The organism is Methylobacillus draconifructus, from assembly GCF_045984385.1.
GTDB classification, from domain to species: domain Bacteria; phylum Pseudomonadota; class Gammaproteobacteria; order Burkholderiales; family Methylophilaceae; genus Methylobacillus; species Methylobacillus flagellatus_A.
The window spans coordinates 271,177-283,652 of record NZ_JBJQIJ010000003.1 but is presented as its reverse complement, the minus strand read 5'-3'; the positions used below and the strand labels follow the sequence as shown (position 1 = coordinate 283,652).

The 12,476-nt window shown below is 60.1% G+C and carries 10 protein-coding genes; 3 read left to right on the top strand and 7 right to left on the bottom strand.

Features of this window, described 5'->3' with window-relative positions; translation table 11 throughout:
* Nucleotides 1-42: 42 nt before the first annotated feature.
* Both ACKF11_RS07635 and ACKF11_RS07630 read right to left on the bottom strand, forming a co-directional pair.
* Complete coding sequence (locus ACKF11_RS07635) at nt 43-1,212, bottom strand: phospholipase A (RefSeq protein WP_407994813.1); 1,170 nt, start codon at nt 1,210-1,212, stop codon at nt 43-45.
* Between the two features lie 67 nt (nt 1,213-1,279).
* Nucleotides 1,280-1,681 carry a hypothetical protein gene (locus ACKF11_RS07630; protein WP_407996587.1) on the bottom strand — a complete coding sequence of 134 codons (402 nt, stop codon included), beginning with the start codon at nt 1,679-1,681 and terminating at the stop codon, nt 1,280-1,282.
* Between the two features lie 227 nt (nt 1,682-1,908).
* Here ACKF11_RS07630 and ACKF11_RS07625 point away from each other — a divergent pair, with 227 nt between their 5' ends.
* Nucleotides 1,909-2,628, top strand: coding sequence for a S24 family peptidase (locus ACKF11_RS07625; RefSeq protein WP_407994811.1), 720 nt, complete (start codon nt 1,909-1,911; stop codon nt 2,626-2,628).
* Nucleotides 2,629-2,637: 9 nt separating this feature from the next.
* On the opposite strand, the gene ACKF11_RS07620 is transcribed toward ACKF11_RS07625, so the two are convergent.
* Genes ACKF11_RS07620 through modA form a run of 4 tightly spaced genes read right to left on the bottom strand, consistent with a single transcriptional unit; the run spans nt 2,638 to nt 5,675 of the window.
* Nucleotides 2,638-3,171, bottom strand: a complete 534-nt coding sequence (locus ACKF11_RS07620; protein WP_407996586.1) for a class I SAM-dependent methyltransferase — start codon at nt 3,169-3,171, stop codon at nt 2,638-2,640.
* 4 nt (nt 3,172-3,175) lie between these two features.
* Nucleotides 3,176-4,228 carry an ABC transporter ATP-binding protein gene (locus ACKF11_RS07615; protein ID WP_407996585.1) on the bottom strand — a complete coding sequence of 351 codons (1,053 nt, stop codon included), beginning with the start codon at nt 4,226-4,228 and terminating at the stop codon, nt 3,176-3,178.
* On the bottom strand, nt 4,218-4,898 hold the full coding sequence (gene modB / locus ACKF11_RS07610) for a molybdate ABC transporter permease subunit (protein WP_407996584.1): 681 nt from the start codon (nt 4,896-4,898) through the stop codon (nt 4,218-4,220). Before modB ends, ACKF11_RS07615 begins: the two co-directional genes overlap by 11 nt.
* A gap of 6 nt (nt 4,899-4,904) precedes the next feature.
* The gene (gene modA, locus ACKF11_RS07605; RefSeq protein ID WP_407996583.1) at nt 4,905-5,675 is read right to left on the bottom strand and encodes a molybdate ABC transporter substrate-binding protein; all 771 of its coding nucleotides are present in this window, start codon (nt 5,673-5,675) and stop codon (nt 4,905-4,907) included.
* 100 nt (nt 5,676-5,775) lie between these two features.
* Here modA and mnmC point away from each other — a divergent pair, with 100 nt between their 5' ends.
* Nucleotides 5,776-7,716, top strand: coding sequence for a bifunctional tRNA (5-methylaminomethyl-2-thiouridine)(34)-methyltransferase MnmC2/FAD-dependent 5-carboxymethylaminomethyl-2-thiouridine(34) oxidoreductase MnmC1 (mnmC, locus tag ACKF11_RS07600; RefSeq protein WP_407996582.1), 1,941 nt, complete (start codon nt 5,776-5,778; stop codon nt 7,714-7,716).
* Between the two features lie 28 nt (nt 7,717-7,744).
* Nucleotides 7,745-9,838, top strand: coding sequence for an O-linked N-acetylglucosamine transferase, SPINDLY family protein (locus ACKF11_RS07595; RefSeq protein WP_407996581.1), 2,094 nt, complete (start codon nt 7,745-7,747; stop codon nt 9,836-9,838).
* On the opposite strand, the gene ACKF11_RS07590 is transcribed toward ACKF11_RS07595, so the two are convergent.
* Nucleotides 9,810-12,233, bottom strand: a complete 2,424-nt coding sequence (locus ACKF11_RS07590) for an EAL domain-containing protein (RefSeq protein ID WP_407996795.1) — start codon at nt 12,231-12,233, stop codon at nt 9,810-9,812. The genes ACKF11_RS07595 and ACKF11_RS07590 overlap by 29 nt on opposite strands.
* Between the last annotated feature and the right edge of the window lie 243 nt (nt 12,234-12,476).

Here is a 12,476-nt window from a genome sequence, read left to right as displayed (position 1 = left end):
TAAAAAACCCAGCATCCGCTGGGTTTTTTATTGCCTTACACCCTACCGCGTCACGGAAATCCCCAACCTGATCTGGGTTTCCCTGTCCTTGTCGTAATCAAGCAGGGTCTCGCCGTACCCGGAGAAAATCTGCAGATGGGCGAAGGTACCGGTGCGCGACAGGATGCGGTCGCTCAAGGGATAGGAAATATCCAGCTGGCCCGTCGCATAGCCTTTCGTGCCCTGCCGGTAAAGCCCGGTGACCATCAGGCCGTCTTCGCGGCCGTAGCGCAATTGCCAGTCCGCATAGCCGCGGTAATGCTGGATATCGGAATTCTCATCCTTGTCGATATAGGCGTAGATTTTGGGGGAGAACGTCAACCGGCGGCCGTTGGCAAAATCGAGGTGCCAGCTCGGGCGCACATAGGCGGTATTGAGCGAGCGCGAATCCACCCCGCCCTGCCCGTTCGACTCGTGCTCTATGCCAATGCGCCAACTGTCGGGGAACAGCCCCTTAGAGCTGCCCGCCCAACGGTAGAACAGCCCGGGCCGGTAGCTGGTATCGCGGAACGGGCTGGAATCGCCGCCGATGTCCCACAAGGTGGTCTGCGTGTAGCTGAAGTAGAGGTTGCTCAGGAACGGCGCATATTGCGCCACGGAGCCCTTGGGCTCGAACGGCCGGTATTTGAAGCTGATCTGGAAGCGCGCATCTGCGCCATGATCATCGCCGTTGCCGAACAAGAAGTAGATGGGCTCCTCGGGGCTCAATGCCGGTTCGTCGTCAGGCGCGGCGATGACGACCTGCGGCGCCGCATTGCTGCTTGCCACGGGCTCCGCCGCCACCTGCGGCTCAACCGCTGCCGCCACATTTTCATTGCTGGCGACCAGCAGCACGGTATTGGAGGATTGCTCGATCAAGGCCGCTCGCACCACGCCGACGAAATCCTGCCGCGGAGTGCCGCTATACACCTTGCTGACTTGGTTGCTATTGCCGTCCTGCGCCGTCAGCTCGATTTCATCGCTGACGCCGGCGCCTGAAAGCTTCAAGCGCATACTGGCAGGCCATGCAGGGATGTTCTGCGGCTTGACCACCTGGAATGACACAGGTTGGCCAATGCTGATTGTTTCGCCCTGTGCGACAACCAGCCATTGCTCTTCAGCCCATGCCTGGGATGATAGCAACAACATGACGGGCGCCATGATGATGGCGCGATGATATTGAAAAAAAGGCATGTTCGTCCTGACCGTGGATTAATACAGATAGCCATATATTAAACATGGATGGCTCAAGTTGGACAGTTCAGGCGTGAATTGGTGCCGCGTCATGCTCGGCTACATGGTGCTCGATATAGCCCAATGCAGGCTGGAAGAAGGCAATTTCCTCAGGGCGCCAGTTGCACCCCCCTTCCCGCAGCATGGTAGTGACGGCGACGATATGACCGTCAGCGTTCCTGACAGGTGCAGCGAGGTAATTGCGTCTATGGATATCGCATCCTTGCTTCAATGCTTCATGCACGGAAACGGAATAGGAAAGCGCCGCATATTGCAAGGACTCTTCCAGCGATATGCCCAAGCGCGCGCGGAGGAATACATAGCCCTTATCGATGACGTGCGTAAAAATAGCCGAAGCCGAGAAGATATGCTGGATGCTGTGAAGAAGCCGGTAGCTTTTAAATGCGGGCGGCGTATTGATTAATTGCAATCGCTCAATTAATAAAACAAACCCATGCGCCCCTATATATGGGTTACATATAGGTTCATCAAGAGTATGATAATCAATTGACACTGTCCGCCTTGCTGCTGGCTCGGCACGACAGCGCAGTTGCTTGGGCTATCACGAAAATGAAGATGCTTTCAATTCAATTTTGACAACGATTTTATAGTAAATAAGAAATTATCAATTGTCAACAATTAAATCAATATTTATTTATGAAAACCCCTACTCCCCCTGAAGTCGAGAACGAATCACTGTATTTTTCATGTAAAGAGCTGGCTGAGCTGCGCTTGCCCGGCAAGCCAGGAACCCGCCAAGGTTGGGATGTCATCGTCAATGCGGAAAAATGGCCCTATATCGAAGTGGCGAGCAGAGGCAGGAAAGGCCGCACGAAGAAATACCATCCCCCGGCGGAACTGCTGCAATTAATCAATAAGCAATATCCCAATGGCCGCCCGGCACCCCACCGCTACAGTACCGGCTCCGGAGCCAAGGCGCATGTGGCGAATGATTACGTCGTCTCCTCCAGCAGGGTGGCGAGATATGACAAACCCAACTACCGTTACGAATCGCTTGAAGAGTACCTGGTGGAAAGCATCGATTTCAATCCGGCCAGCAGCCAGCTGGATACGCCCTACCAGCACCTGAAGATATTCACGGTCAGGGGCACCAGCCTGGAGCCTTCCATGCATGACGGGGACGAGGTGCTGGTGGATATACGCTGCCGCTCTTTCGACGACAATGCCGTGTTCGTGATCGGCCAGAACGATTTCATCCGCATCAAGCGGGTACAGCTGCGCCTGGATGGCACGGTGGTGGTCAGGAACGATAACGACGGCGACCTGCCGCCAGAGGTCTATACCGCGGAAGAAGCCAAGCGCTTCAAGGTCATCGGCAAGGTGATCCCGTTCAAGTTCGGCCGCTTCAAGCTGTAGCGCCGCAAACTATAGTGCGAGTGCCACCAGGCGCTGTAATACCGCAGGGTTGGGCAGCGGTTGCAATAACCCTTCCTCGTAAGCCGCTATCCTCAGCAGCGGCTTGAATGTATCGGCCAGCTCGTTGCTTTTCAAAAGAAAATCGGGATTGCTCGGCCGGCCGTATTGCTCATGTCCCTGCATGAAGGTTTCGTAGACCAACACCCCTTGAGGCGCCAGGCTGCCCGCCAATACAGGCAGCAACGGCCGGTGCAGGTAGCGGCATACCACGATGGCATCGAAATATTCGCCAACATAAGGCCAAGCGCCTTGCTCGAGGTCGTGTACCTGCACCTCAATGTCGGGAGCCTGGCTTTTCAATATAGCCAAGGCCTCGGCATCACAATCCACTGCGGTTACCCTGAAGCCCTGCCGTGCAAGCCAGACGGCGTTGCGTCCAGCGCCGGAGGCCACGTCCAACACCCGCCCTCCGGGCTTGATATAGTGACTATGCTCAACAAGCCATGCCGAAGGACATGGCGCTTGCATGGTTGAAAGGTTCATGCAGCTAGGCCTCGAGAATGTGGATTTGCTCAGTGCGCACTGCTAGCCGGACCGGTTGCTGGATGGCCAGCGGAATGGTGGCCGGACATTGCAATTCCAGTATATCGCTTGTCCCGGGCAAACTGACGCTGACCAGCCAATGCTCACCCAGGCGGACCAGGTGGCTGATATTGCCGGCAAGGCTGCTTGGCTCGCCTGTCGATGCTGCCAGTCGTATTGCTTCTTGCGGCAGGCACCAATGCAGGGTTGTACCAGCTGGAAGAATGCGTTGCAACTCTAGCTCCTGGTCGCCCACCGCCAGCACGCTGCGCGCCCCGGAAGTGCGTACTATCGTGCCGGAGAAGATGTTGCGCACCCCGATCAATCCGGCCACGGCACGGTTCAAGGGCTGCTTCACTACAACGTCTGGAGTTCCCTCTTGCAGGATGCAGCCTTGCCCCATCACGGCAATCTTGTCCGCGAGCAGCTGGGCCTCGTTGAGGTTGTGCGTGACCAGAATCATGGGAATGTTGAGTTGCGGCTTGAGCATCGCCAGGACGCGGTACAGGCCATCCCGGGTGATGCTGTCTAAAGCCGAGAAAGGCTCGTCCAGCAACAAGATGCGGGGCTGGGCTGTCAAGGCGCGCGCCAGCGCAACGCGCTGCTGCTGGCCGCCGGAAAGCTCGGCTGGCTTACGCTGTGAGAATGCAGCCAGCTGCACTTTTTCCAGCCATTCCCTGGCGCGTGCCGACTGCTCCTGCTTGGGCAAGCCGTGCAAGGCTGCCGCGACATTCTGCAGCGCCGTCATGTGGGGGAACAGGCCATAGTGCTGCGGGACATACCCGATGCGGCGTTGCTGGGGTTTCAGCCTGACTTGATCGCTGAACCAGGTGTCGCCGTTGAGGCTGATGATGCCGGATTCGGCATGCTGCAGGCCTGCGATCATGCGTAGCAAGGTGGACTTGCCGCAGCCCGACGGCCCGAGCAAGGCCAGCAGCTCGCCGGCCCTGCAATGCAGTGCGGCATCGAGGGCGAAAGGCCGCTGTTGCCGGATGTCCAGCCGCAGTTCAGATTTCATGGTAGTTCCCTCGGCGGCCAAAGCGCTTGGAAAGGCTATTGGCCAGCGCGAGCACGATGATGGAGAACAGCAGCAGCATCAAGGACATGCTGCCTGCCGCATCGAAATCCAGCGCCTGCACCCGGTCGTAGATGCTGATCGCGATGGTCTTGGTTTCGCCAGGCAAGCTGCCGCCCACCATGAGGACGACGCCGAATTCGCCCAGCGTGTGCGCAAACGTCAGCACCATGGCAGTGACGATGCCGGGCCAGGCCAAGGGCAGCTCCACGGTCAGCAAGGTGCGCAGCGGGGACATGCCGCAGCACGCCGCGGCATCGCGCACTTCCTGCGGAATGGATTCAAACCCGCGCTGGATCGGCTGCACGGCAAACGGGATATTGACGATGATAGAGGCGATCAACAAGCCGGAAAAATGGAACACCAGCAGGTGGCCGGTCCATTGCATCAGCCACTGCCCGAGCCATGACTGGCTGCCGAGGCCGACCAGCAGGTAATAGCCCACCACCGTGGGCGGCAGGACCAAGGGCACGGCCAGCAAGGCCTCTACCACCGGCTTTCCCGTGAACTGGCGGTAGGCCAGCCAGCGTGCGGCCAGCAACGCCAGCGGCACCAGCACGATAATGGTCATGACGCCCAGCTTGAGCGACAGCCCGAGAGCGATCCAATCCATCAGCGTTTATTCGCCGGGCAGGACGAAGCCGTAGCGGCTGAATACTTGCCGTGCCGCAGGTTGTTGCAGGAAGCCATAGAATGCCTTGGCATTGCTGCCGGAGTTCTTGAGCAATACCATGCGCTGGCGTTGCGGGCTGTGCCAGCTTTCAGGGATTTCTGCATATTTCACGGTATTGACCAGTTGAGGTGATTTCACCAGCGATAGCGCCACAATGCCGCCGTCCGTAGAGCCGCTGGTGGCAAACTGGGCTGCCTGGGCGACATTTTCCCCCAGCACCAGCTTGGGCTGGATCTGCTCCCAGATGCCCGCATGCTTCAGCACTTCGACCGCGCGGCGGCCGTAAGGCGCATGCTCGGGGTTGGCAATGGCAAAGCGTTGCAGTTTGCCAGCCTTCAAGGCCGCCTGTAAACCCTTGAGTTCGGGGTCGACTTCCAATGCGGCCTGCTTGAGAGTCACGATGACCAGGTGGCCGGTAGCGTACAATACGCCCTCGTCCCGGGTGAAGCCGCCGCTATTGAGCTTGGCCACATACTCCTCATCCGCGGAAAGGAAAAGTTCGAAGGGCGCGCCATTGCTGATCTGCGTCGTGATGGAACCGGAGGAGCCGTAGGTGACGGCAGGCTTTTCCCCGCCTTGTTTCTCGAATGCCTGGGTAAGCTCCTCGAGGACGAACTTGAGGTCGGCTGCCGCCGCGACGCGCGCCGGATCCGCGTGCGCGGCCAGGCTGAATACCAGGCCCAGGAACAAGGCCAGGCGCAAGGCGATTGATTTCATGGTGATATGCTTTCTTTGAAAAATGGCGGGTTGATGAATGACTGCATTATTTTCTTTGGAATATAACGAAATATTATAATAAAGCCGGTCAAAAAAGAACATGTCTATACAAGCTCCTCACCAGGCATTGCTGGAATGGCACGATGGCCAGCCCTATTCTGCGCATTTCGGCGACGTGTATTTCTCGCGTGCAAGCGGGCTGGAGGAAACGCGCCACGTATTCCTCGGCCACAACCAGCTTGCGGAACGCTGGCAAACCATGCAGCAGGACGCATTCACCATCGTCGAGACCGGTTTCGGCACCGGGCTCAACTTCCTCTGCGCCTGGCAATTATGGGAGCAAACCGCGCCTCCCAATGCAAGGCTGCATTTCGTCAGCATCGAGAAATTCCCGCTTGGCCACGCCGACCTCGCCCGCGCATTGGAGTTATGGCCTGAGCTAGGGCATTACAGCACGGCTTTGCTTTCCGAATACCGCCAGATCGTCCCCGGCTGGCAAAGGCTGGTGTTTTGCCAGGGACGGGTGCAGCTGACAATATTGATTGGCGATGTGCTCGCATTGCTGCCGCAATTGAGCAGCCGCGCCGACGCCTGGTTCCTGGACGGCTTCGCACCTTCGCGCAACCCGGAAATGTGGCAGGAGGCGCTGTTCGCCAACATGGCTGCCTTCTCGCACAAGCAGACCACCTTTGCCACGTTCACCAGCGCAGGCATCGTCAAACGCGGCCTCCAGGCCGCCGGCTTCGAGGTGCGCAAGGTCGCCGGACACGGGCGCAAGCGCGAAATGCTCTGCGGCCGGTTCACGCGGGGCGAACGCCCCGCCAGGCAAGCCGGGCGCGCCATCGTCATCGGCGGCGGCATTGCCGGCACCGCCAGCAGCCACGCGCTTGCCGAGCGCGGCTGGCAGGTCAATCTGGTCGAGCAGGAGCCGGCGCTGGCCCAGCATGCCTCAGGCAACCCGGTGGGCGTGCTCTACCCCAAGCTCGCGCGCAAGGACGTGCCGCTGGGCCGCCTTTCGCTTGCAGGGTATCTGCATAGCCTGCGCCTGCTCCGGCAGCTTGGGCTGGATGCAGCCTTCCATGCGCGCTGCGGCATGCTGCAACTGGCTTTCGACCAACGCGAGCTGGAGCGCTGCCGGACCATCGCCGAGCAGGGGCTTTCACCCGAACTGCTGCACTGGGTCGACCGGGAACAGGCCGGCAGGATTGCGGGCATTGCCTTGCAATATGGCGCCCTGCATTTCCCCGAGGCCGGCTGGGTCAGGCCGAGGGCTTATTGCGAAGCGCTGGCCGCGCACGCCAACATCACGCGGACATTTGCCGCGCGCGCCACCGAGTTAAGGCAGCACGGCAACGGCTGGCAGGTATGGACGGGTGAACAGCTATTGGACGAGGCAGACATCGTCGTCGTCGCCAATGCCGCGCAAGCTGCCGGCTTTGCCCAGACCCGCCATTTGCCGCTGGAGCAGGTACGCGGGCAGATCAGCCAGCTCAAACATGTCGCTGGTGCACCGGTGCTGCATACCCTGCTGTGCACGGACGGCTACATCAGCCCGTTGATCGATGACGGCTATTGCCTGGGAGCGACTTTTGTCCCGGGAGACACCGCGACCTCGGTGCGCGATGAAGAGCACGAGCAGAACCTGGACATGCTCAAGCGCATGGCGCCGTCGCTATACGCCGCCCTGACGCCGCAATCGCCTCAAGGCCGGGCCGCCATCCGCTGTACCAGCCCGGACTACCTGCCGTTAGTGGGTCCGGTACTGGATGCCGCCCTGCTGGAGGCCAAGCCGCCGCGTTACACTGCCGATCCGGCCTCCAGCCTGCCTTGGCTGCCAGGGCTGTACGTCAATACCGGCCATGGCTCCAAAGGGCTCACCACCGCCCCGATCGCGGCGGAAATGCTGGCCTGCGCCATCCATCACGAACCCGCCCCGGTCGATAGCGAGCTGCTTGCCGCCCTGGACCCCAATCGCTTCGCGTTGCGCAAACTGGGATTGAAGCGCCTGGTGCGCGGCCTGGCATGCCACCCGCTGCGTTGATTGTCTTTAATATGGTTTAATGCAGGGCATGAATCCAGACCAGCTATTCCATGCGGCCCTTGATGCGCACCGCCAGGGTCAACTGAAACAGGCGGAACAGTTCTACCGGCAGTTGCTGGCCGCCGCTCCCCGGCATGCCCATGGATTGCATTATTACGGCGTACTCTGCCACCAGTCCGGCAGGCACCAGCAGGCTATCGAATTGATAGCCAACGCCATCCGCATCAACCCAGGCGATGCCGACCAGCGCAACAACCTCGGGCTGGCGCTGCGCGCCGGCGGCCAGCTTGATGCCGCCATCCACCAATTCCGCCAGGGCCTGGCATTGGCGCCTGGCGACGGCGACCTCTGGCAGAACCTCGGAGCGGCGCAATATGCGGCAGGCGACCTTGCCGCTGCAAGGGCTGCGTACATTGAAGCAAGGCAGCGCTCGCCGCAGGATGCAGACATCCATGCCGGGCTGGGCAATGTGTTGCAGGCCCTGGGCAACCAGGCACAGCAGGCGGGCCATTTCGCCGAGGCCGAACGGCATTTCCGCGACCTCGTTGCGTTGCAGCCGGGCAACGCCGCGTGGCACTACAACCTCGGCAACGCCTTGCGCGAACAGGGACAGGCAGCCCTGGCGGCGGAAAGCTACCGCCGCGCGCTGGCAATCGCCCCGGACGATGCGGATGCGCACAACAACCTGGGCAACGTATTGCGCGAGCTGCAGCAACTGCCTGAAGCCGTCGCCTGCTACGAGCGGGCGCTGGCGATCAATCCCAGGCTATACCATGCCCGCGTGCATTTGGTGCACCAGCGGCAGCACCTCTGCGATTGGCAACACCTCGATGCCGATATTGCCGAGATCAGGCGCTGGGTCAACGACATTCCCGAGGCCCAGGTGTCGCCGTTCGCCTTTCTCTCCATGCCTGGCACCACACCTGCGGAGCAGCTCAAATGCGCGCAGAACTGGACGAACAACCGGCACGGACAGCTGTTATCTGCAACGCCATTAACACAAGCAAGTTTACTGCAAACAAAGTCCCGAACCGGCGGAAAGCTGCATATCGGCTACCTGTCCTGCGATTTCCGGCTGCATCCGCTCGCCTCGCTCGTCACCGAGATGCTGGAACTGCACGACAGGGAACATTTCAAGGTCAGCGCTTATTCCTATGGAGTGGATGACCGCACCCCTGCAAGATTGCGCCTGCAACAAGCCGTCGACCACTTCGTCGATATCCGCCCGCTGTCGTTGCAAGCCGCCGCAGAGAGGATACATGCCGACGAGGTGGACATCCTGATCGACCTCACCGGCTATACCCAGTCCAGCCGCAGCGGCATACTGGCGCTTCGCCCTGCGCCGGTACAAGCCTCCTGGCTAGGGTTTCCCGGTACCATGGGGGCGCCCTTCGTCGACTACCTGATCAGCGACGCGGTCATTACGCCTGAAACCGAGCAAGATCATTATTCGGAGCGGCTGGCATTGCTGCCTCATGCTTACCAGCCCAACGACCGCAAACGCCCGGTGGCCCCGGCGCCCAGCCGGGAGTCCTGCGCCCTTCCTGAAAATGCGTTTGTGTATTGCTGCTTCAACCAAGGCTTCAAGATTACGCCCGGAATGTTTTCCTGCTGGATGCGGCTGCTGCAAGCGACTCCTGGCAGCGTGCTCTGGCTATTGCAAGGCCACCCCGAGGCCAGCCGGAATCTGCGGCAGGCGGCGGAAAGCCATGGCATTGCGGCTTCGCGCCTAGTCTTCGCCCCGAGGGTGCCGATGGATCAGCATCTTGCCCGGCATGCCCATGCAGACCTGTTTCTCGATACTATCCCCTACAATGCCCATACCACGGCAAGCGACGCCTTGTGGATGGGCGTCCCGCTGATCACATGCCGCGGCGGCACCTTCGCCAGCCGCGTGGCTGCCAGCCTGCTGCAGGCTGTTGGCCTGGGCGAGCTCGTGACAACGGGCCTGGCAGCCTATGAAGCGCTGGCGCTGAAACTTGCCCATGAGCCGGCGCTGTTAAAGCAGTACCGGGACCAGTTGCTGAGCACGCGCGAGCATTCGGCGCTTTTCGATACCGGGCGCTTTACCCGCGACATTGAAGCGCTTTACCTCAGGCTATTGCAGTTGAAGCAAGGCTAGCTCCCTCAGGCTCGGCAGGCAGGCTGCTCAGCATTGCCATGGCGGCGATATTGATGTCGGCCACCAGGATGCTGCTCAAGCCGCCATCCGCATCGAATAAGGGTAAGGATACCGTGAGGCAGAAATCCTCGGTCGCGGTGGATAGGTAGATGCTCGAGATATAGGGGTTGAGCGAGTCGCGCACCGCTGTGTAATAAGCCTGCAGGCTGCGGTCGGCCCCTGCCCCGCCCGCCTTGATCTTGCCGTACATATTGGGATTGATCCAGTTTGCGAAACGCTGGCTGCCGTCCGGGTTGAGCTCGAACACCACTTCGAAGAACGGATAGTCGGAGAAGCAGCTATCCAGGCAATGCGCATCCGCATTGCGCGGCATGGTCTGCAGCAGCTTGAGCGCATTGAGCGCGCGCGATTGCCAGTTAATGTATTCATCGCTGCGGGGAATGACCAGGCGTGGCGGGTCCGACTCCACGACAATGATGCTGCCGATATTGGATTTGCCGATTTTCTTGAGCGAGGCGGCGCGCTCGGCTGCTGCCACGCTATTGGAAATGCGCCCCTGGTTGCCGTTGACCACCGCGATGGAGACGCTCGCGACCGGGTGGTCCTTGCCGTCTTCGGTAGTAAAGAAGCCGCGCTCCAGGTCGCTGCTGTCGTACAGGTGCACCGCCAGTGCCTGGAAGTGGCTCACCACCTTCAATAGCAAGTTGACCAGCCCCGGGTCCTCATGATCCAGGATCAAGACGAAATCATCCCCGCCGATATGGCCGACCAGCACGCCTGCACGGTTGTTGAACTCCTGGCGCACGATCTCGGACAACAGGCGGATCATGGCATCGCCGCGGATGAAGCCGTAACGGTCGTTGTAGGCCTTGAAATGGTCGAGATCGATATAGACCAGCTGCGTAGTGGGATTGTTGCGCAAGCTCACATCCAGGGACTGGCGCAATGTCGGCCCTGTGGTGAGGTGACTCAAGGGGTGCAGGTTGCCCGAGCTGGTCTTGCGGCTGATGATCTGCGACATGATTTCCAGCGGATGCACAATGCCGATATAGACGCCATCGTCGCTGACCATGATCCAGGGCTCGATCTCGCCGCGTTCCAGGTACAGGCCGCGCGCCAGCGTGGCCGAAGGCATGCGCGAAGTGATCATACGCGGCAATGGGTCGCAGTAATTGCCCAAGGCATCGTTGCGGTAGGTGAACACCTTGCCGCGCTTCAGCAATCCGATAGGCCGCAAATTGTCCAGCACCACGGCGCAGGCCACGTCCGGGTTTTCAATGAACATCTTCCGGGCTTGGTCTATGGGAGTGTTGACCTCGATGGTGATGCCGCGGCTGACGAATTCGTTGATGCGGAATTCATCCGGGATCGAGGAGCGATGAGACTCATCCCGCGCCGGCAGCGCCGTCACCATTTGGGCCGGCACTGCTTCGGGCTTGGCAAAATAGAATCCTTGCGCATACACCAGGCCGAGATCCTGGCAATAGGTAATATCCTCCACGCGCTCCAGCCCCTCGGCCACGATTGTGCATCCCAGGCGCTGCGCCATGGAGATGATCGCCTCCAGCAGCACGGTGCGCACGCGGCTGCCTTGCGCCTCGTGCACGATGGCCCTGTCGATCTTGATGAAATCCGCCTTGACGACCGCCAGGGTACTCAGGCCGTTGAAACCCGAGCCCATATCGTCAAGCGCGATGCGCAACCCCTGGGTGCGGATCACGTCGCAGTGCTTGGCTAGCACCTCGGGCGACACTTCCTCGCTTTCCACGATTTCGATCACCACGTCGCGGTGCTCCATGCCGTGGCGGTCAAGCGCATCCAGCATCACCGACAGCCAGTCCCCGCGCATGATGGTTTGCGGCAAGACGTTGATGAACAAGGGAGTGCCGTGGGGAATAGCCTTGGCCTTGCCCGCCAGGGCAAGGTCCTGACACACCATGTCGAGCTCGACGGCGCGGTTCACTTGCCTGGCCAGGCGGAACGCATCCTCGCCGCTCAACATCCTGCCATCGGGGTCACGCAAGCGGCACAAGGCCTCGTAACCGAAAATCTTGCCGTTCTGGGTGAAATCCACGATGGGCTGAAAGTGCATTTCCACGTGCCGGCTCAAGTCTTCCAGCAGCCACGGGTGCCGCATGCGGGCATAAAAGGTATTGAACGGCATGACGCCGGTCATCAGCTCTTCGATACCCTGGCTGCCGTCCGGCCCATACCAAATGTAAGCCTCCTCGAGCACTTGCTCCGTATATTCGAGCGAGACCTTGTCGAGGATATGCAGGAGTTCCTGGTCGTGGTCGCAAGGGAACGCCAGCACCACAGGCGACGCTCCCTGGGAGGCATGCGCTTCGGAGGCTGATTGCAAGGGGCTGTTCAAGAGTTTTATATAGAGCTGCATGGCCTGTTCATACGCAAAAGTGGGGAAATTCTGCATGAGGCAATGCAATCCTTATGCCAACGACATGACGTGATGATGCTTTTGTCCATTTTTTGCAGAACCGCCCTGTCATTCATGGAAATCTGGCCTGCAATCCTGTTTCGCCCTGCCGGCACCCCGCTCAATGCAGGAGGCATGCCAGGAATGGCGCCTTGAATTGGTGCGCGCGCCGGGCTGCGGTGCAATGGGCGCACCAGCATGGAG